This is a genomic window from Vibrio crassostreae, assembly GCF_024347415.1.
GTDB lineage: Bacteria > Pseudomonadota > Gammaproteobacteria > Enterobacterales > Vibrionaceae > Vibrio > Vibrio crassostreae.
The window spans coordinates 1489053-1509710 of the sequence record NZ_AP025476.1; the positions used below are offsets into that span (position 1 = coordinate 1489053).

The following is a 20658-nucleotide window of genomic DNA, read 5'->3' on the forward strand; positions in this document are numbered from 1 at the left end:
CGATAAGGCCATGCAAAATATAAGGTTATGTTCAAGGCAGGTATACTTAATACCAACTTCTCCCGTGTTGAAATCAACGGATTTTGCGACATCTTCTTGAAAATTATCAATGACTAACTGTAATAAGCAATCCTTGTCTAATACATTCATAAGTTTTCCTAAATACAATGTGGTTGCAGATGCATATTAAAGAACAGGTTCCCGTCATTATCAAGGAAAGCGAAAGAATATTTTTCGTATAAATCACGTGTCTCTATACTTCTTAATCATAATAAAATCTGAACATCTACTATATTGTGCTTTGTATTTTACCTATCTTGAAAACCATCAATTAATAGCAAAAAACAAACCAACTATTGTGAAGGTATGACGAACTTTTTTCGGTGAACCTGAAAGGGTGATTGACCAGTACACGTGAGAATAGAGGGCTTGCTTACAAAGGAATATTTTTATTTCAACGATATATTAGGGATTAATTATATAAGTATATTAGTTTTTGGTTATAAAGTTTGAATGTAAAGGCGTTCTTAGATAAATACGCTATAGCCTTAATGCTTTTAATGTTGATTTCTCCCTCTTTATTTTTGATAGGCTAGTATTATTTTATGTTGATATGAAATTGACTGCATTTATGCGTTGTGCTTGCTCTTGGATTTGTTTATCTAACCATTGGGTAGGTCTGATGTTCGTTTTACTTACATTAAAATCCAATTGAATCAATGGCTAATGGTTGGTTTTTGAATGAGAAAAGGATCAAGTGTCTTCCTTTTCAGCGCGGTGTGGCATGGATGACCCACACAACAAGTTGATTGTTATCTAGTTTAAATAGGGAAATATTATGACAGAGCAAGAGTATGATTACCCAGAGTCGTACAATCTAATTTCAGTGACAGACCCTTCCAGTAAAATCAAGTATGCAAGTCCCCATTTTAATGAAGTAGCAGGCTATCAAGAAGGAGAGCTCGTAGGTGAGTATCACAACGTAGTTCGTCATAGTGATATGCCTAAAGCCGCATTTAAAGACCTATGGGGCCATATTCAGTCAGGAAGTAACTGGATGGGTATGGTGAAAAATCAACGGAAAGGTGGTGGTTATTATTGGGTTGATGCTTTTGCTTCTCCGTTAAAAGAAGATAACGAAATTGTCGAGTACCAGTCTGTTCGGTTTAAACCCAAAAGAGAATACGTTGAACGAGCAGAAAAAGCGTATGGAACTTTAAATAGAGGAAAAACACCATTCAAGCTCATGTTACCGAAAACAAGACTTTGGCAACGTCAGACGTTCATTTCAATATTGTTAATCGGGCTCGTTTATGCGCTTCACGTTAATCAATTCGTAACCTTACCGCAAATTTTGTTGTTAATTTTTATGGGTAGTTCGATATCAATTTATATCCTTACGCGTCGCTTGGAGAGCATTTGTAAAATAGCAAAAGATGAATTCAACAACCCTTTAATGGAACATATTTATTTTGGCAAGGTGGACGATATCTCCGAAATTGCTCTGGGAATGAAAGTTCGGAAACAATATGCCAAAGCGTTATTAGGCAGAATTCGAATTTCGGTGAGTGATTCATGTGAAATGACCCTAAAGCAGGCGAATAAAACCGCTGAATCGAACGCAACCGTGTCTGAAAACCTTGAAAATCAAAAAACAGAAATCGATATGGCAGCAACCGCCATCAACGAAATGCAGGCGGCTTCAAGTGAAATTTCTCAAAATGCGCAAGGAACTCTCGATTCTACCTTTAGCACTCAACAGGAGCTTTTATCTTGTCAGAACGAGCTAAATCAAGTCGAAGAGAACTTCGTTGAGCTCACCAATGAATTAGACAACATATCGACAATATCGCTATCTGTGGAGAGGGAGACACAACAAATAAGCTCCGTCATCGAGATGATCAACGCGATTGCCGATCAAACCAACCTATTAGCACTGAATGCTGCGATAGAAGCTGCACGAGCTGGTGATTCAGGAAGAGGGTTTTCGGTTGTGGCAGATGAAGTAAGAGTGCTTGCTCAGAAAACACAAGAAGCAACAACAGAGATTCAAGCGGTTATCGAAAAGCTGTGCACAGGCAGTGGTCAGTCAGTAACGGCCGTTAAAAACGGTACTGAAAAAGCGAAACGCACTCAAACGACGATTCAATCGACTCTAGAAAGCCTCACATTATTGAGTGAAAAGGTTCAAGGAGTAGTTGATAGGAATAATCAAATAGCGGTCGCTATTGAAGAGCAAGTTAATGTCTCAGAGGAGATTAACCAGAATATTCTTTCCATACACAGTAAAGCTGAAGCTTCTCACGACCTTATGGAAGACAGTAAAAAGCAGTATGAGCAAAGTGTACTTAGTTTGAATGAGCTAAGAAAAGGAGTGGCTCGATTTTAAACTTAATTGAGCAAGTGGTTAGCTGGTTTTGGTTATACATTCTTCAAGCCTAGAGTAGGTAATTAGGGTTGCTTTTCGAAGATGCTCGTTTAAATGAATAGCTACGCAAATAGACAGCTAAAAGGGAGCGATCTTGATGATGAGAGATTTGTTTTTCTTTGTTTATTATTCTGATTTATGATCGTATGCAATCTTAGGGGGACAAATGTCCTCCTGTTTGTTTCTGTCGGCGCAATAAGATAGGTGCTACTAAAAAAATAAATAATAAAGGACATCCCTATGGACCTATTCGCCCTACTTGATATCAACAATACTCTAGTCAATATCCCAATAGGGGGTGGCTATGCAATGAGCTGGATCGAAGCGTTCGGCACAGTATTTGGCCTGTTGTGTATTTGGTTTGCAAGCCAAGAGAAAACCATTAACTACTTGTTCGGATTACTGAATGTCACCTTATTTGCGGTTATCTTTTTCCAAATTCAGTTATACGGACTTTTACTTCTTCAACTCTTTTTCTTCTGTGCCAACATTTACGGTTGGTACGCATGGACACGACCTAATGAGCAAGGTGAAACATTAGAAGTTCGTTGGTTGAGCCAAAATAAGCTCGTAGCAACGGCTGCAGCGTGTGCGATTTCGATTGCTTTGCTAACTATGTACATCGACCCATTCTTTTTTGCGCTAGCAAACATCGCGGTTGATAGTCTGAACCTATTTGGTGCGGATTTAGCGGAGCCAGTGCTTGAACCGGATGCGTTCCCATTCTGGGATGCGACCATGACCATTCTATCGATTGTTGCTCAAGTTCTTATGACACGTAAGTATGTTGAAAACTGGATCCTTTGGATTGTGATTAATATTATCAGTGTTGGTATTTACGCGACGCAGGGCGTTTACGCAATGTCTGTCCAATACGCTATTTTGATGTTTATTGCGGCGAACGGTACTCGTGAGTGGGCTCGTACAGCTAAACGTAACAGTGATAAATCACTGACTCAAGCAACGGCTTCTTAGGAGTTAAAATGGCAAAGCAACCTCATATTGGTGTTGATGAAACGCAAATTGCTCCGTTAGTCATTGTTTGTGGCGAGCCAGATAGAGCGAATCGCATTGCGAATTTACTTGAGCATGCTGAACTGGTGTCTGAAAACCGTGAATATCGAATTTTCACTGGTACTTACCAAGACAAAGCAATATCGGTTTGTAGTACTGGCATTGGTGCTCCTTCGATGATTATTGCAGTCGAAGAGCTTAAATTTTGTGGCGTGACTCATATCGTAAGAGTCGGCTCTGCGGGTGCGATGCAATCACACATCGGGCTTGGGGAATTGATTGTCGCAGAAGGTGCGGTGCGCGATGAGGGGGGCTCTGCAGCTTACGTTAAACCGTCGTATCCGGCTTATGCGAGCTTCTCTCTGCTGAAAGAGTTAGATGGGTTCTTGCAGCAGCAATCGACACCTTACTATTTAGGAACGGTTCGCTCACACGACAGCTTTTATACGGATGACGAACAGGTGCTTTGTCAGTACTGGAACGGCAAAGGTATATTAGGTGCAGACATGGAAACATCGGCACTGTTTACTGTCGGTCGCTTGAGAGGGGTTAACGTAGCTTCCATCTTGAACAATGTTGTCTTGTACGAACAAGATGTAAAAGACGGTGTTGGACAGTATGTTGATGAAGCAAAAGTGATGATGGACGGTGAACGACTTGCATCACTAGCCGCTTTGGAAGCGTTAACCGCTCAGTAAGAGCTGCAATAAACTGAAGATAAAAGCGATGGGAGACCGTCGCTTTTTTATTGTTCTCTCCATTGGTTTAAGCCGCTACAATCGCTATAACATCAACAGCAGTTCATGCAATGAGAGACAGTTAGTATGAAGATCGAACCATATTCAAGCGGACGTTTTAAAAACTACCTAGAACAGAAAAGCTCTGAATTCAAAGCTCTCATTTACCAACACCAAGTCAGTTCGCGCTATTTTGATAAGAATGATGAAATTCTGCGCCAAGGTGAACAGCTTCAACACCTCTATGTTGTGCCTGCTGGGAAAGTCTCCATGAGTATCTCTGCAGCTAACGGGCGACGCTTTCAGTTAGGGGAGGTGAGCTGCGACTATCATATCTTTGGCGAGATGGAGTTCTTCACTCAAACACCTTGCCAATGGAATGTAGTGGCAGATGAACATATGCAGGTTGATGTTATTTGTATCCAGAAACTATCAGAAGCATTGCATGATAAGCCGGAGATGATGTTCTTTTTCGCCTCAGCACTAGCCGAAGATTATCAAGACTCGATGGGCATTTACACCAATCGTCTTTTACATTCGATTACCTACAACATTGCCTACGATTTACTGGTGCAAAGCCAGACCAATACCGTGTTAGGCGGCTTCGATAAAGTGAACCAAGAAGCGGAACGCTTTGGCACATCAAGCAGGGTGTACCGCAGAGCAGTCAAAGACTTACTCGATAGAGGTTTCATCAAGAAAGGGCAACAAGGGTTGGAGATTATCGACCAGCAAGCACTGCAAGCCTTTATTGGCTCCTACGAATAATAAAAGAGCTTGGCACTTACTCAAATGCCAAGCTCTGTTTTCAATGTTTACTATTAACTACTCATATCTATTTATGAGCGACTTACTACTAGCAACTAGCAACTAGCAACTAGCCGGTAAGTGTCCGCGAACCATTACCGGCGACTAAGTATTAATCCTTAAGCTTTTGCATACATGAGTGTTCTATAACCACCGATTAAGTTACGTGCTTTAAAGCCGTTGTTGACGAGTTGGCGATAAGCCACGTTACCACGTAACCCGACTTGGCAGTAGATTACAATCTCTTTGTCTATTGGAAGCTCACTCATTCGATGACGTAGTTGGTCGACTGGAATGTTGATTGCTCCTTCAATAAAACCACCACTTTCTAGTTCGCCAGGGTTACGAACATCGAGTAGGAGTTGGTTGTCGCTTAATGTTTCAATCTCATTGAAATGAATAGGTGTCGCGTCACCTGTAATAATATTGTTGGCAACAAATGCGGCTTGGTTAATCACGTCCTTGGCACTCCCGTAAGGTGGTGCATAGGTTAATTCTAGGTGTTGAAGTTGATCAACGGTCATACCTGCACGTTGAGCTACTGCCATAATATCAATGCGCTTATCAACGCCATCTTTACCGACGGCTTGCGCACCCAGTATTTTCCCTGTCTTAGGATCGAATAACATCTTGAACGAGACAACTTGTGCGCCGGGGTAGTAGCTCGCGTGGCTTGCAGTATGAACGTAGACCTTTTCGTACTCAACACCATCACGTTTAAGTTGTTTCTCGTTTTTGCCCGTTGAAGCAACCGCGAGGTCAAAAATCTTACAGATAGCGGTGCCTTGTGTACCTTGATAGGTTTCACTGCGGCCTAGCATGTTGTCGGCAGCCATACGACCTTGACGGTTTGCAGGGCCAGCAAGTGGAACGAGAGTTTGTGCACCCGTAACAAAGTCTTTTTCTTCGACTGCATCACCCACAGCGTAGATGCTAGGATCGCTAGTCTGCATCATTTCATTGGTGTAGATACCACCGAGTTCACCAATTTGAAGTCCTGCTTCTTTTGCCAACTTAGTCTCAGGGCGCACACCGATAGCCATGATTAAGATGTCAGTGGTTAGTGACTCACCATTGCTGAGAGTAAGGTTTAGTTCCCCTTCAATATGCTGGTGTTCGGTATCTTCACCAGAACCGATGCTGGCTATATGTTCGTTCGGTACGTACTCGATAGCTTGAAGCGCAACGCCTAGTTTAAGGTCAATACCTTTCACGCGAATTTCAGAGTGAGCAAAGCCCGCCATTTCACGGTCGACAGGTGTCATCACCTGATCTGCCATCTCAATTAGCGTGGTTTTAACTCCCAATTGGTGGAAGGCTTCCATCATTTCTAGACCGATGAATCCACCACCGACAACCGTTGCGTGCTCTGGCTTGTTCATCTGGATCGTTTGAATGATACGATCCATGTCTGGGATGTTACGCAGCGAATGGGTTAGTGGGTTATCAATACCAGGGATTGGCGGTACGATAGGGCCTGCGCCTGGGCTAAGGAGCAAGAAGTCGTAGCTTTCAGTATACTCGCTATTATCCAATAGATTCTTAACAGTAACCTGCTTGTTGTGTCGATCAATGGATATGACTTCGTTCATAACACGAACATCAACGTTAAATCGAGCTAAGAAGCTTTCTGGAGTTTGCAAGAGGAGTTTACTTCTATCCTTAATGTCGCCGGTATGGCAAGCCGCAATTGGCGAACGAGACGAAACTTCCTCTTTCGAACATGATGATTTCTGCATCTTCACTAAGGCGACGAGCGCGTGCAGCAGCTGAAGCACCTCCAGCTACGCCTCCGATGATTACAATTTTAGTCATACGTTTACCTATTACTGTCTCTAAGTTTAACTATACAAATTGCCGAGCATAGAGCTTGTATCTTCCTAATGATCAGGACTGGTTAGTCGCCGGCGATTGAGTAGTTTTCGAAATACCTAGATACTATAAAGACGTAAATTAGCATTGTCTAATGTTTGTTTTATTAGTTTTTTCTAATTTATAAGGCTGTAAACCTAATTAAGGTGATTACTTTGGCGCGCATTAAATTAGGATTATTTGAAAATGCATTGCCGACTAAGACGACTCTATTCTATTGAAAGACGCCTTAGTCGGTGAGGGGAGAGGTTTAGTTTGAAGCTGTCACCTCGGGTTTGAGCGTTTGGTCTAAGAGCAGTGATTAGACTAAAGCACGCTAGTGAAGGTAATACGCGTTAGCTAGTTGAGTACAGGTTAGCCAAATTAACTCGAATGAGCATAATTAACAGAACCATGGGTATAGTGGTTCATTTCATTTTTGAGGTCTTGTTCATACTGATCTAGCCAAGCATAACGCTCGCGATATAGCTTACGCTTTTGACGTTTTAGCCCCTCAAGATCTTTCCTGTTTGGGTTTGTCGGTAGACGATAAAAATAGTCATCATGCACCTGTCCATCGTGTTCTTCCCACAGACTGTCGTATTTAAGGCTGATATCTTTGTTTTTCTTGCCGTAGCGCAATGAGTTCGACACATGGCCAGACTCTTTTACCGCATAGATATTGTCGAGACCCAAGTTAATAGCGAGCAATCGTAGTGTTTCTACCATGAAGGATTTAGGTCTTAAACCGTAAAAAGCTTTGGTGAATGTGCGGCTAAATCCATTGTCATTGGCTCCACCCTGAATACCGCCGATGTAGATGTTGTTGTCGAAAACAGTAAATGAAATGGTATACATTTTTTCGAGTTGAGAATTGGTCAATGAAACTGTGAGTTCACCTTCTTTTCTCGCGTTTCTTTCAAAGCTGAGATTAACTAGATAGATGCGGTCATCGATGTCTAGTTTTAGAAGATTGAGTCTTTCATTGTAGATTTGTTGACGTGCTTCTGTTGCGAAGGTGTTTTCAAACCAGTCGTAGTGCTTGGACAAGATGTCGATCTTTTCTTTATTGCTAAAGCCAGTACATAGGTAGGGAGTCACAAATTTAGACAAGAAGTTGGGCTGCTTGATAAATAACAACTTTCTCTCTTCAGAGTTGAAGTTATCACTCATTTTTCGAGTGGCTGAATAATAAAACAGAGCTCGAATGGTAAACTTAATTATGGCTTTGTATTTACCCTTATTTTTATGGGTATTGGCTTCAATCCCCATGCGAACGACATTCATAATCACCTCAAAGAAGAAGTATTGTTCGAACACAGTTGTGTTACGAACCCTTCCAATAATCTCACCAATAACAAGAAAATGATGATAGTGAAAAATGCGATTTGGGTATGTATGGGTATGTATGACAATGTAACTAAGCCAGTTACTTAGTGTTCATATTTTGGACGGTTGGGGTCGTGTTTTAGTGGGTAGAAGAGCTAGGAAGCGATTGTTTGCTATAGGAACCTGTTTCTAAAACCAAAAATGCCACTACAAATCTGAAGTGGCATTAGAACGATAACAAACTATCACTTTGCTTAAACTTAAACTTTAGTTCTTACATAAACTATAGTTCTAACAGTTTGGCCAATTCACGCTCTTCAAGAAGCTCTTCAATGCGTTGACGAGTCTTAGGTGTTTCGGCTTGTGCTTTAGTCGACTTGCCAGCTTTTTTGCTTCGGCTCGTTTTCGCTTTTTCCTTAGTCGTCATCGTAATCTTCCTTGTGTTTTTCTGTGTTACAGGTTGCACGTCTCTTTTAGTGCTTTGCCTGCTTTAAATGCTGGCGTCTTTGATGCTGCAATCTGAATCTCTTCTCCGGTACGCGGGTTGCGACCAGTTCGAGCGGCACGAGAGTTAACTTTAAAGCTACCAAATCCAAGGATCGATACGTCATCACCGTTAGCAAGCGAAGAAGATATACCTTCAACTAGCGCATTGAGCGCTGTGCCAGCTTGGTCTTTTGAGATGTCTGCAGAAGTCGCGATGTGTTCAACTAATTGAGATTTGTTCATAATCTATATTCCTTATTGAGTACGGCTGGCGTCTACCTTTAGCACCTAGCTTATGCGATCTTATCAACGGCAACTGAAATATTGTCAGTGGTTCGGTAGAGCTTTGTAAAGTAACCAACAGGATTGACTATAAAAGCATCTGTCGGTTCAATCAATGCAATTCATTGATTATTATTGGTTTATAGACATGTCGCCCAAATTAACTTGAGAAAAGTCATTCGGATTGTCCGTGAGGTTCATAATCCAAGTCGAAACTGTCATCTGTCATGTTTACAAACGAAAGAGTAAAAACAAAGAAGCCCAGCTTAATTGCTGGGCTTCTTGTTGTGTTGTCAGAGAGATTTGTTAATTCAGAACTATTTAGTAATAAAAATTTGTTCTGTTTCTAGCGAAGTCATAGAGCGAACTTGACGCCAAATGTAGTAGAAAATACCCAACATCATCAACATGCTTGGGATGGCGATTGCTGGGTAGCTGTAAAGTGTCAGCTTGCCAAGTTCTTCATTGAAGGCAGCGGTGCCAGCAGGGCTAGTCACAATCCAAGTTGCTAGGAAGTAGTTCATCGCAGAAGAAAATGCGAAAGTACTCGCGAATAGGTAGTTTGATGTCATTAAGCAACGGTCGAACTGCGCCTGCTTACCAAACTGCTTTAAACGCTCTTCGATAAGAGAGATATTTAACAGAGCTGGTGTGAAGATAACTTTCTGAATAAACGGATAGCGGGTGAAGGTTGAGCCAAGGACCGCTAAACCAATTAGACCTGGGATTAATGCTTCTTTTAGCGCTAACCAACGAGTGTCTAGCTCAAAGAAACCAATGCCACCTGTTAAAAGTACACTGACAAAGCCAAGCGCTGCTATGAAGTTGAACTTCTTGTTGCGGATCAACTCCATGCCACCGTAAGCAATAGGGAAGGCTAGTGCGACAAGTAATGCTAAGCCTGTTCCGAGATGCTCATCTCCACTGAACTTCATTAAAATGAATGAAGGAAGAAGGACGTTAAATACAACTTCGAAAAGAGGACTCGATTTTTTGTTTTCTGTGCTACTCATAATTTCTAAATACATTATGTTATGGATTTATTCTCAGGGATTGTTGTTTACCTTGCGCAAGATGTAAAGCCTTAAGACACCATGCTGTGTAACGACATGTGACATCAACGACACCTCTGAACTTATTTGATATTTGATTTATGGCTTTGTGCTCCTGAGTTTGCTGTTAACGTTGGACTTTGGTTGATCAACCTGTGCCGTTATTCTTCCCAAAGAAAGACACCACCAACTGACTCTGTTTAATACATTAATTCAAAATTTAGAGTTTACCATTCTCTAAATCAATGGGTTACGATGCGTGCACTTACTCACATATATCAATATTTCAGTTCCTCATCGGTTTCTTAATTTATTTTAAAGCGTAAAATATATCGCGCTTGCAAACCGCTTTGGCAACCAATTTGTTCGCCACGGTTCTTTACTTCCACATTATAGGTTTCCTATGTTCAAGAAACTCTCGCTTAAAAATAAACTGGCGATCTCAGCCAGTATGGCCATTATCCTGGGGGGGATTTTGGTCGAGGCATTGTCTTTTCGTGCTTCACTGCAAAGGTTGGATACTGAAGTTGAGCAGCGCTTAGAGGGCGCATCGGCTTCTTACAATCAATATGTATCGGATTGGATCTTATCCAAAGAGCGTGCGCTTACTTCTCTTTCGAAAGAATCCAAACAAGAAAGCTTGGTGACTCACCTAAAACAGGTTCGTGATTCTGCGTCTTTTGATAATGTCTTCTTAGCGTTTCCTGACGGTTCGCAAAAGAATGCGAACGGAGTGGTACTGCCGCCGGGTAATGATGACCCACGTTTATGGGGTTGGTACACCAATGCGGTAGCAAACCCAAGTAAAGTGTTTATGGACAACCCAACGGTTGCAGCTGCAACTGGGGCGAATGTTGTGTCGTTGGGTACTGCCATGCAATTACATGGTCAACAGGTTGTGTTAGGCGCGGATGTTGAAATTACCGACATTCTTAATAGCCTAGAGCAAGTGATTCTTCCGGGTGAAGGTTACATGTTCATCGCGACCAATAAAGGCACGGTTTATACGCACCCTGACACCAAGTTACTGAACAAAAATATCAGCTCACTTGGGTTAGATTTTGCGGATGTACAAAAGGCGCTGACTAGCGGTAAAGACACTTCTATCGAGTTGAACGGCAGCGACTATGTTCTGTACGCACGTGCGATTGATGGAACGAGCCTGATTACTGTGAGCGTTGTTAACCATGATTCATTGGTTGCGCCACTATTTGATGCAGTGATTGGTCAAGTGTTGGTGACGCTACTTGTGGTAATCGTATGTACCATACTGTTTAACCTGTTGTGTACGATTCTATTCCGTCCGTTGAACCACGTATCTCAAGCACTGGCGCAAATCGCGAATGGTAGTGGTGATTTAACTCAACGCATTCATGTTGAAAACCAAGATGAAGTGGGCGAGTTGGCTCATAACTTCAATACTTTTGTTGGAAGTTTACAGCAGTTGATTGGCCATATCCGTGGGCAGTCAGAGCAGCTAAACAGCCAGTCAGAGCAAAGTGCTCAGCGTGCGAACCGTTCTGTGGGTGAGCTTAATCATCAGCAGCAAGAAATCACTATGGTCGCGACGGCTGTAACTGAAATGGCGAGCGCAACGCAAGAGATCGCATCGCATGCCGAGCAAACAGCAAAAGCGGCGCAAGATTCAGCGACAAGCACTAACAGCGGTCACGCACTGGTTGTAGATACCAAAGGTTCAATCAATAATCTAGCCAATGAAGTGAACGAAGCGGGTAGTGTGATTAGCGAACTTAACAAGCATGCTCAAGAGATCTCGACTGTACTCGCAACGATTCAAGGCATTGCAGAGCAAACCAACTTGCTTGCTTTGAATGCTGCAATTGAGGCGGCTCGTGCTGGCGAACAAGGTCGTGGCTTTGCTGTGGTTGCTGATGAAGTACGTGTGCTTTCGCAGCGTACTCACTCTTCAACAGAAGAGATCAAATCAACGATTGATATCCTACAGCGCACAACGACCCAAGCCGTTGAGCTGATGGAGAGCAGTTCTAAACTGGCAATACATTCAGTAGAAGATGCCGACAGAGCTTCGCATGCGCTTGAAGAGATCAATACGGCAGTTGCTTTGATCAGTGATATGGCGACTCAAATCGCGACTGCCGCTGAAGAGCAAACGCACGTGACGGGTGAAATTACCCAAAACATTACGACCATTAAAGATGTCACTGACCACTTGGTTGTGGGCGCGCAGGACAGCTTAACTGAGTCGAACGAACTTAAGAGCCAAGCCGCTGGTTTAAGTGACAAAGTGGCGACTTTTAAGCTTGCTTAACGGTCTTGTTCTCTGATGCCTGATCAGTGAATGAACAGTAAGCAATAAGCCAAAGCGACGTAGATTACGTCGCTTTTTTTGTATCTGGTGAACGCTTTTTTAGCTCGCTTTTGAAAACTCTCTAAGCGCGCTCATTGCTTCGTCTGCTTTGTCTTTTTGAACGAAGATATGGTCATGGTAATAGCCAGCAATCACATTGGCGCTAATGTCGTATGAGCCTAGCTTGGTAGCAAAAGCAGCAGTTAACCCCACCGCTTCAAGGCTTGAGTGTACCGACAAAGTAATCAAGCTAAACACGCCATCGAAATCGAGTTGAGCTTGGTGTGCTGCATCCTCAGCGAGCACCAAGGTTAAGCCTTCTTTTTCACGAAAGGTCGCGATTGGGTCGAGTTGAATATAATCTGCCAACGCTCCGTCGACAGTACAGAAAACATAATTACCTTCGATGAGCTCAGGTGACATCGATTTGAGAAGAACATCTAAATCGGTAATGGCAGCCATAAATATTTCCCTAATAGTATTAACGCACTCGTTGATGCGGATTGGATAATCTAACCACGATAGAGTCGGGTGGAAGATAAGTAAAATGAATAATCCTTATTCCGCATCAGCTTTGTTAATGACAAGGCTTACCTACCAACTTGTCGATTGTTCCATCTCGTTAGATAGGTGATCGATAAAGGCTCTTAACAGCGGTGTGACTTGTTTACGTGTTCCATAAACCGCGTGCACACCTAGCGTTTTCGGTTTCCATTCAGAGAGTAGAGGAACCAATAGCCCGTTTTCAATTAAGCCTTCCACCGAAGGAAGCGGCAGTAAGCAGATACCGTTGCCTTTGAGTGTGGCAGAAAGCAGAACCTCAGACGTATTCGCACTGATGTTCCCTTTAATCGGCACTGATTCCAATCCATTCGGGCCATTAAACGTCCATGCGGTTTTACCAAAATAACTGAATGACAAACAGTTGTGGTGAGCTAGATCTTGCGCGTCTTTGGGTGTGCCTTTCTCTTTTAGATATTGAGGCGACGCACAAATCACTGAACGACATTCACCGAGCTGCTTCGCGACAATATTGGGTGTTAGTTCGTTGGTTATGCGAATGGCTAAATCGATGCGTGATTCAACAAGGTTGACGGTTTGATCGGTAGAGACGATATCAATTGAGACCTTTGGCCACTTGCCGATGAAGCGGCTGATCACGTCCATCAAGAAACTGTCGACAATCGAATAACTCGCGGTAATACGCAGTTGGCCCTTCAAGTGTTCTCGGCTCTGGTTTCTGATACCTGCTAAAGATGCTTCAAGGGCAAGCAGTTCTCGCGCGACTTCAAGCGTCTCTTTACCCGCACTGGTTAAGCTCAAGCTTCGAGTGGTTCTATGAAGCAGGCGCGTGTCCATCCAGTTCTCGAGCTCACCCAAATAGCGCGTGACTTTGGTTCGAGAAAGCTCAAGGTGTTCGGCTGCCGCACTCAAACTGCCGCGCTCAACGATGGTGACAAAGACATTCATTGCCTCGAGTTTATCCATTGTTCTTATTACCCAAATGTTTTTTGAATCTAATCGCTGCCAGAAAATAAGTATATGTCCGAAAACTGCAACAGTGAAAGTCAATTTGATGTCTATTTCATCTAAATTCAATCAAATAAGATATTTGCACACTCAATGAGTTGGCAGGCGTTCAGCTCCGAATAATGGAATAAAACTATGAAGAAGTTATCTAAAAACCTTTTATCAAGAACCGCGCTTTTAGGAACAATGAGTTTAGGAGCTATGCTAGCTGAATCGAGTGTTGTCTCTGCAGCGGAGTTAAACATCACTCATTACAATCCGGGCGAAAATGCAATATTCCCAGCAACCTCTGTGCTGGTTTCGGGAGAGAGGGAAGTGATTCTGTTTGATGCACAATTTAGTGTCGCAGACGGGCAAAATCTGGTGGATCAAATCAAAGCGACTGGCAAAGAACTATCGATGATTTACATCAGCAGCGGTGACCCAGATTTTTACTTTGGCTTAGAACCGATTGTGGCGGCATTTCCACACGTAGAGATCGTTGCCAGTGAAGCAGTTGTTGCACATATCAAGCGCACCAAAGATGCCAAGCTCGAATACTGGGGGCCAATCTTAGAAGACAACGCACCGTCTAAAGTCATTGTGCCAACCGTTCTTAACGACACTACGCTAAGCATTGAAGGTGAAACTATAGAGGTGAGAGAAATCAACACACACCAGGCTTACTTATGGATTCCGTCTGAGAAAACTGTGTTTGGTGGTGTGTCGGTGTATAGCGGCGTGCATGTATGGATGGCAGATACCGCATCGAAAGAGATTCGTAGCCAGTGGTCACAATCTTTGGAACGCATGAAAGCACTTGAGCCTGAGGTGGTGATTCCGGGTCACTACTTAGGTGAAATGCCAACGGGTACAAATGGCGTGCAATTTACATTGGATTACGTAGCTGACATTGAAGATGCGTTGGTAAGTACAAGTAAGCCAACGTCTGTTGATATCAGTGATTACATGAAGAAAGCATACCCACAATTTAAGGCGACGGAAGGCGATCTAGAACTGGGTGCCAAAGTGCTAAGCGGTGAGATGGAATGGCACTAAGTTGAATATCTCGGTTGTGTCTCAGAAAAGCCTGAAGATTGTGTGCTAGATTTATTGGTGATACACAACTGGAGATATCGATGATCTGGCTTTCGGTGAAAGTACTACAGATTGGACTTGTCTACGGATACAGGAAGTATCAAAAAACAAAAAGAGCGCCTATTTAGGAGCTCTTTTTTTTGATGTTTTAGCAGCGTGTGGAAAGAAAACTCGCCATTATCCGGTTTAATAGTCAGTATCTAAATTGACTCTGAAATGTCACATCATCAATAAGCGAGTTTATGTTGAAAATCGAATCTATTACCCCTCACATCGGTGCTCGTATCCACGGCGTCGATCTCGCTACATGCAGTGCGACTGAACTTGATGAGGTTTATCAGGCGCTTCTAACCCATGAAGTGATTTTTCTCGATGCTCAAACCCTTTCGCCACAACAGCATTTGATGATTGCAAAGCGGTTTGGGCAACTCGAACCAGCGCATCCGTTTTTTCCTCGCGTCGAACATGTGCCTCAGGTCTGTGTGATAGAAACAACACGTGGTAATGCCCCGATGGAAAGTTATTGGCATACCGACTTAACCTGGCGGGAGCTACCATCTAAAGCCTCTCTATTGCATGCTCAACATGTACCGGATGTCGGTGGCGACACGATTTGGTGTTCGATGACCTCAGTGTTCGATTCATTAGATGAAAGCATGAAAGAAAAGCTAAGAGGCTTATCGGCAACGCATTCGTTAGTCGCGTTTGAGGGTATTGAATCGGACCAAATTGAGCTAGATTGGCATAAGTCGTTGCTGAAAACCGCGCAAGAAAATCCGCCAGTAGAACATCCTTTAGTACAAGTTCATCCAGAAACGGGCAAAGAGACGCTATATATCAACGAGCAATTTACCCGTTACATCAATGAACTCAAGCGTGAAGAGAGTGATTCACTACTTCGCCAGCTTTTTGAAATTGCACGACGACCAGAGTATCAAGTGCGTTTCAAATGGAACAGGGGCTCAATGGCGATATGGGACAACAGGGTCACTCAGCATTATGCTGTGATTGATTACGGTGATACGCCAAGAAAAATGCACCGAGTAACAGTGACCTAAGGTTGTAAATCAAGTACAAGTCGAAGCGCCTAAATATTTTGACTCATCGGTTAATGTGATTTATTTTTAGCGCTAATGTTCAACTCAAGACAAACATAAGGAGGATTTTTATGAAAGTGTGTGAATTTAACTTCGCGCATATTTTTTGGTACGACCAAAACTCAAGTTTTAACACTATCGTGCTGCGATAACCAAAACTTGAGCGAAGCATTTCAATATAACCTTCAATAGAGTTTCTTCACTCTAGTTTACTTGGTTGTTGTCAGCGAATGACGACAGCGCTTTTTTGCGCTTGAAACTTGAGTAAACAAATGACTACATTAATATCTACATCATCCATTTCTTACGATCTAACATCATGCCGATTATTTGATGGGCTTTCCTTTACCATTAAGAAAGGTGACCGCATTGGCCTTATTGGCAGTAATGGCTGTGGCAAAAGCACCTTACTACGTCTATTAAACAAAGATTTACCAGACTATGTTGGTAGTGTTTCATTCGCCTCGTATGCTGAAGTCGCGCTTATTGAGCAACATCTCCCTAAACGACTGCTGACTATGTCGATGCTTGATGCCGTTGTCGATAACCTGCCACCAGAGATCCAATTATCCGAGCAATGGCGTGCTCAAATCATCTTGTCTAATTTAGGCTTTGACGAAAGCTATTGGGATCAGCCGATTGGCACCTTAAGTGGCGGTCAATACGCACGAGTACTGGTGGCAAGAGCCCTAATTGTCGAACCCGACGTTCTACTACTGGACGAACCGAGTAACCACTTAGATTTGCCAACCTTGCTTTGGTTAGAGCAGTTTCTGATGGATTGGAAGGGCACTTTTGTGATGGTGTCACATGACCAAAGGTTACTCGATCATGTAACCAACTGTACTTGGGTACTGCGTGATAAAAAACTGCAAACCTTTAGTCAAACCTGCACACAAGCAAGGAAGGCTTTAGAGGAGAAGGACCGAGCTGATGCTGAAAGGCAAGAGGCGGAACAAAAGGAGATTAACCGCATTGAAAAGAGTGCGCAGCGATTAGCTATTTGGGGTAGGGATTTCGATAACGAAGGCCTCGCACGCAAAGCCAAAAGCATGGAGAAACGTGCCGCGGGTTTACGAACGACCATGACGCGTTTGGATACGATTGAACCATGGACACTAAGCCTGTCAGGTGAGTCAATGAAGGCTAATCGCTTACTTGAACTAGCTTCGGTGCCAATCGCCGCCGCACAAGATCAAGCGCCATTGTTCGAAGTTCTGTTCCAGCAGATTAAGAGTGGTGATCGAGTCGCTATCTTAGGTAAGAACGGCGCAGGGAAATCTTCATTGTTGAAAGTGCTATGGGCAAGCTATCAAGCCTCTCAACTTGAAGATAATGGTTACTTCCATCCTCAAGCTGAAGTGGGTTATTACGACCAAAGCTTGAACCAACTGTGCGATGAACATTCTTTGATAGATTCGTTGTACCCGTTTTATCCTGTTTCTCAGGAAGCTAGAAAAATGGCTTTGATCAGCGCGGGTTTTTCTTATGAAAGACACGATCAAAAGATCGCTGAACTGAGTGGTGGTGAACGTTCCCGGCTACTGTTTGTCGGGCTATCTTTGGCTAAGTATCACTTCTTGTTGCTTGATGAACCAACGAACCACCTGGATATTGAAGGTAAGGAAGAGTTGGTGAACTGCTTAACTCAATTCGAAGGGGGGCTACTGTTGGTCAGCCATGATCGAGAGTTGATTGAAAAATCATGCAATCGATTCTGGTACATCAATGATGGTCAACTTGTGGAAATGACTTACTTAGATGCGGTGTATGAGGCGATGTCTGTCGGTAATCAGGTCGTTAGCTTAGAGGCGAATGACACAGCGCCAAGCTCGGTGTTGTTATCCAAATCTGAGTTTATCGAAAATCACCACTCAAATACGACACAAAACGATGAAGAGTTGCTTTTGGAAAGGCTGTTGGAGTTGGAAGAGTTACTGACACAAGACCAGTCTCGAAAAGCAAAACATCAAAAGCCAGATCTTCAACATAAATGGCAGCAAGAAATAGAAACTATCAATATGAAATTGGAGCTTCGTTAGCTTTACATATCAGTTAGTTCTACATATCAATTAGTTGTAAATTTCAATTAGCTGCGCGTGTTAGTTTGCTAAAAATCTTGGTTAGCTGCGCTCGCCAGTTGACTCGATATAACATTGATGAGTTGTGTGTGCTCGGCTGTGATCGCTGAGCACGCATGACCAAAGACTCTTCGTTTATTCAGAGTCGGCCAAAGGCTCTTTAGTTATTCTGAATCCGCTAAAGGCTTTTGTTACTTTTGTCAGTATTTATACTGACTCCAAATTCAAGTTTAAAAGCAAAAACCTTGATATATATTTGATTCAAACCTCACTGCTCGGAGGTGATGTGTAATATAATCGGCGCCTAAATATAAGAATAAAAATTAAACCATAGAACCAGTAAACGTTAGGGCTTAGAGAACAAAGTATTTCGTATGAACGCTATTCGCAAAGTTTATCAATACGCAGAACCTAATCTCACCCTTGTAGGTTGGATGGGCTTTGTCGGCTTTCCCATTTACTACATTGTGTGGGAATTTTTGTTCCCACAACCTTATGAAAACCTACCGCTGCGTCTAACGTGTTCGGTACTGTTCTTAGGCATCATTTTCCGTAATCGTGTGCCATTTGAATGGCGCAAATACCTTCCGGCTTATTACCAAGTTGCGGTAACCCTCTGCTTGCCGTGTTTCTTCTTTTACATGCTGCTGATGAACAATTGGTCCAATGTTTGGGTCATGTCTTTCATGTCAGCTATATTCCTGCATATTTTGTTGGTGCACGTCACTAAAGTCATGTTCGCTCAAACTTTTGCCGGAATCGGAATTGCGACGTTATGCGCTTGGGTGGCACAAGGTTTCTACCTAGAAATTACAATGGACTGGACGCATGTGCCCATCTTCTTGTTTATCTACTTGTTCGGTAACTTGTTCTACTTCCGTAATCAGGTGGAACACGAGAACAAAGTGTCACTGGCGAAGTCTTTTGGTGCCGGTATTGCCCACGAAATGCGAAACCCATTAAGTGGTTTGTTGACCTCTATTGATGTCATGCAATCCATACTACCGAACCCTAAAAGTGGCGACCACAAAGGGCAATATGCGCTGAGTAATGAAGACGTTATCCAGTTGCGAGAAGTGGGTGATGAAGCGATGGAGATCATTCACTCAGGTAACGAAACGATTGATCTGTTATTGACTTCAATTGACGAAAACCGAGTCTCTCGCTCGACCTTTAAAAAGCATTCGGCGCAAGCGGTCGTGGAGGGTTCGATTGCCAGCTTTAATTACAAGCGCGCAGCCGATAAATCTGCAATTTCTTTAGACGTACAAAGCGACTTTGACTTCTTAGGAAGCGATACCTTGTTGAAGTACGTGATGTATAACCTGTTCAAGAACGCATTCCATCATCGCAGCCCTGAAGATTTCCATATTCATGTCACGATGTGCAGTGATGAAGTAACCAATCAAATCATGGTGACGGATAACGGCTCTGGCATATCAAGTGATGTGATTCGCCGTATCTTCCAAGACTTCTACACCACAGGCCAATCAGGTAACTACGGTTTAGGCTTGCCATTTTGTCAGAAGGTAATGCGCTCGTTTGGTGGCGAAATCAAATGTCAGTCGGAAGTGGAGCAATGGACGCAATTCACGATGACGTTTCCAGCTCTGACATCCAACTCAGTGAAAGAGATTAAGAGCGAACTGACTAAGTTAAAGGGCGTGGTGATGATCAGTGATCAGAAGGTTCTGACCAGTAAAATGACCGAGATGTCGCGTTTTATGGGCTTTGACCTCACTATTATGGATGTCGCTTCTGCGCTTAAAAATAAGGAATATCAGTTCGAATTTGATTTGGTTTTCGTTGATATGGAGAGCTTGGATCTACGAGCTAGCTGCTTGGAGAGGATTGAATCACTGCTTTCGTTTACCGAAGCTCGAATCATTTACCTCTATGAGCATCATCCGATTAGGCGTGTATGTAACGTCACTTTCGAGCCTATTTGGGTGGAAACACAAGTTTGGCTACTCAATACCAAAGCGACCATCGACCGTTTACTGTTCGATTCCAATTACGTGATGCCGTCTGTGCCAGTAAAACCGTTAGAGGCTGCGAACAAACGTACGATTATGGTGGTGGATGACAATGAATCTTTGCGCCGTTTTACTGCTATGTTATTGGAAAAGCAGGGCTTTGATGTGGTGCAGAAAGAAGATGGTCAGCAAGCGTTAGATGCGTTGGATAGCGACGATATTGACCTGATTCTCATGGATATCGAAATGCCAATCATGGATGGTGTGGAAGCGTCTCGCCGAATTCGAAGTGCCAACAAGGCATACTCTTCAGTGCCGATTATTGCCCATACCGGTGATAGTTCGCCCGTCACTTTGGAAAAAATGGAATCATCAGGCATGTCTGATTTCATCGTCAAACCCGCAGATAAAAACCGACTGTTCGATAAGATTGCTCACTGGATCTAGTGAATGTCATAGTTTGAGCTACACGACCATCGTGTCGGCGACTCAAATGCAAGAAAGAGCTCAGCGAATTGCTGGGCTCTTTTTGTTTAGCGACATGGTAGCGTCCATTCAGTCCTGCCGTTTTTAGTTAAAGAA

15 protein-coding genes and 1 pseudogene are annotated in these 20658 nt (G+C 43.1%); 9 read left to right on the forward strand and 7 right to left on the reverse strand.

Annotated elements, in window-relative coordinates; translation table 11 throughout:
• Positions 1-838: 838 nt before the first annotated feature.
• From OC193_RS06795 to OC193_RS06810, 4 genes are all read left to right on the forward strand, one after another.
• A complete protein-coding gene (locus tag OC193_RS06795) occupies positions 839-2389 on the forward strand; it encodes a methyl-accepting chemotaxis protein (RefSeq protein WP_048658478.1) in 1551 nt (516 codons plus the stop codon).
• A gap of 279 nt (positions 2390-2668) precedes the next feature.
• Positions 2669-3403 carry a nicotinamide riboside transporter PnuC gene (gene pnuC / locus OC193_RS06800; protein WP_048664847.1) on the forward strand — a complete coding sequence of 245 codons (735 nt, stop codon included), beginning with the start codon at positions 2669-2671 and terminating at the stop codon, positions 3401-3403.
• 8 nt (positions 3404-3411) lie between these two features.
• On the forward strand, positions 3412-4140 hold the full coding sequence (locus tag OC193_RS06805; RefSeq protein WP_048664848.1) for a nucleoside phosphorylase: 729 nt from the start codon (positions 3412-3414) through the stop codon (positions 4138-4140).
• 126 nt (positions 4141-4266) lie between these two features.
• Entirely contained in the window at positions 4267-4947 is a 681-nt protein-coding gene (locus tag OC193_RS06810; protein WP_048658481.1) for a Crp/Fnr family transcriptional regulator, read from the forward strand.
• Positions 4948-5105: 158 nt separating this feature from the next.
• Here OC193_RS06810 and OC193_RS06815 read toward each other — a convergent pair.
• The 5 genes and pseudogenes from OC193_RS06815 to OC193_RS06835 form a co-directional block, all read right to left on the reverse strand.
• Positions 5106-6801, reverse strand: a pseudogene (locus OC193_RS06815) (FAD-dependent oxidoreductase).
• A 420-nt stretch (positions 6802-7221) separates the two neighbouring features.
• Positions 7222-8124 (reverse strand): VirK/YbjX family protein, encoded by a 903-nt coding sequence (locus OC193_RS06820; RefSeq protein WP_132940229.1) that lies wholly within the window; start codon positions 8122-8124, stop codon positions 7222-7224.
• A 325-nt stretch (positions 8125-8449) separates the two neighbouring features.
• Positions 8450-8593 (reverse strand): hypothetical protein, encoded by a 144-nt coding sequence (locus tag OC193_RS06825; RefSeq protein ID WP_017059112.1) that lies wholly within the window; start codon positions 8591-8593, stop codon positions 8450-8452.
• A gap of 26 nt (positions 8594-8619) precedes the next feature.
• Entirely contained in the window at positions 8620-8895 is a 276-nt protein-coding gene (locus tag OC193_RS06830) for an HU family DNA-binding protein (RefSeq protein WP_048658484.1), read from the reverse strand.
• Positions 8896-9251: 356 nt separating this feature from the next.
• Positions 9252-9947: a VC0807 family protein gene (locus OC193_RS06835; protein ID WP_048658763.1), complete on the reverse strand. Its 696-nt coding sequence runs from the start codon at positions 9945-9947 to the stop codon at positions 9252-9254.
• A gap of 442 nt (positions 9948-10389) precedes the next feature.
• Between OC193_RS06835 and OC193_RS06840 the strand changes: the two genes are divergently transcribed.
• Positions 10390-12276 carry a methyl-accepting chemotaxis protein gene (locus OC193_RS06840; RefSeq protein ID WP_048658485.1) on the forward strand — a complete coding sequence of 629 codons (1887 nt, stop codon included), beginning with the start codon at positions 10390-10392 and terminating at the stop codon, positions 12274-12276.
• A gap of 99 nt (positions 12277-12375) precedes the next feature.
• On the opposite strand, the gene OC193_RS06845 is transcribed toward OC193_RS06840, so the two are convergent.
• Positions 12376-12777: an ACT domain-containing protein gene (locus tag OC193_RS06845; RefSeq protein ID WP_048658486.1), complete on the reverse strand. Its 402-nt coding sequence runs from the start codon at positions 12775-12777 to the stop codon at positions 12376-12378.
• A 132-nt stretch (positions 12778-12909) separates the two neighbouring features.
• A complete protein-coding gene (locus OC193_RS06850) occupies positions 12910-13803 on the reverse strand; it encodes a LysR family transcriptional regulator (protein WP_048664850.1) in 894 nt (297 codons plus the stop codon).
• Positions 13804-13980: 177 nt separating this feature from the next.
• Here OC193_RS06850 and OC193_RS06855 point away from each other — a divergent pair, with 177 nt between their 5' ends.
• From OC193_RS06855 to OC193_RS06870, 4 genes are all read left to right on the forward strand, one after another.
• Positions 13981-14883 carry a Vmh family MBL fold metallo-hydrolase gene (locus OC193_RS06855; protein ID WP_048658489.1) on the forward strand — a complete coding sequence of 301 codons (903 nt, stop codon included), beginning with the start codon at positions 13981-13983 and terminating at the stop codon, positions 14881-14883.
• Positions 14884-15164: 281 nt separating this feature from the next.
• Complete coding sequence (locus tag OC193_RS06860) at positions 15165-15980, forward strand: TauD/TfdA dioxygenase family protein (RefSeq protein WP_048664851.1); 816 nt, start codon at positions 15165-15167, stop codon at positions 15978-15980.
• A 311-nt stretch (positions 15981-16291) separates the two neighbouring features.
• Complete coding sequence (locus OC193_RS06865; protein WP_048664852.1) at positions 16292-18061, forward strand: ABC-F family ATP-binding cassette domain-containing protein; 1770 nt, start codon at positions 16292-16294, stop codon at positions 18059-18061.
• Between the two features lie 413 nt (positions 18062-18474).
• Positions 18475-20523 carry an ATP-binding response regulator gene (locus OC193_RS06870; RefSeq protein WP_048664853.1) on the forward strand — a complete coding sequence of 683 codons (2049 nt, stop codon included), beginning with the start codon at positions 18475-18477 and terminating at the stop codon, positions 20521-20523.
• Positions 20524-20658 lie beyond the last annotated feature (135 nt).

Bases quoted from the DNA above. Each gene is read 5' to 3' on its own strand.
- OC193_RS06840 (WP_048658485.1), top strand. From the start codon at position 10,390: ATGTTCAAGAAACTCTCGCTTAAAAATAAACTGGCGATCTCAGCCAGT.
- OC193_RS06860 (WP_048664851.1), top strand. From the start codon at position 15,165: ATGTTGAAAATCGAATCTATTACCCCTCACATCGGTGCTCGTATCCAC.
- OC193_RS06850 (WP_048664850.1), bottom strand. From the start codon at position 13,803: ATGGATAAACTCGAGGCAATGAATGTCTTTGTCACCATCGTTGAGCGC.
- OC193_RS06835 (WP_048658763.1), bottom strand. From the start codon at position 9,947: ATGAGTAGCACAGAAAACAAAAAATCGAGTCCTCTTTTCGAAGTTGTA.
- OC193_RS06825 (WP_017059112.1), bottom strand. From the start codon at position 8,593: ATGACGACTAAGGAAAAAGCGAAAACGAGCCGAAGCAAAAAAGCTGGC.
- OC193_RS06845 (WP_048658486.1), bottom strand. From the start codon at position 12,777: ATGGCTGCCATTACCGATTTAGATGTTCTTCTCAAATCGATGTCACCT.
- pnuC (WP_048664847.1), top strand. From the start codon at position 2,669: ATGGACCTATTCGCCCTACTTGATATCAACAATACTCTAGTCAATATC.
- OC193_RS06805 (WP_048664848.1), top strand. From the start codon at position 3,412: ATGGCAAAGCAACCTCATATTGGTGTTGATGAAACGCAAATTGCTCCG.
- OC193_RS06830 (WP_048658484.1), bottom strand. From the start codon at position 8,895: ATGAACAAATCTCAATTAGTTGAACACATCGCGACTTCTGCAGACATC.
- OC193_RS06820 (WP_132940229.1), bottom strand. From the start codon at position 8,124: ATGAATGTCGTTCGCATGGGGATTGAAGCCAATACCCATAAAAATAAG.
- OC193_RS06865 (WP_048664852.1), top strand. From the start codon at position 16,292: ATGACTACATTAATATCTACATCATCCATTTCTTACGATCTAACATCA.
- OC193_RS06870 (WP_048664853.1), top strand. From the start codon at position 18,475: ATGAACGCTATTCGCAAAGTTTATCAATACGCAGAACCTAATCTCACC.
- OC193_RS06795 (WP_048658478.1), top strand. From the start codon at position 839: ATGACAGAGCAAGAGTATGATTACCCAGAGTCGTACAATCTAATTTCA.
- OC193_RS06855 (WP_048658489.1), top strand. From the start codon at position 13,981: ATGAAGAAGTTATCTAAAAACCTTTTATCAAGAACCGCGCTTTTAGGA.
- OC193_RS06810 (WP_048658481.1), top strand. From the start codon at position 4,267: ATGAAGATCGAACCATATTCAAGCGGACGTTTTAAAAACTACCTAGAA.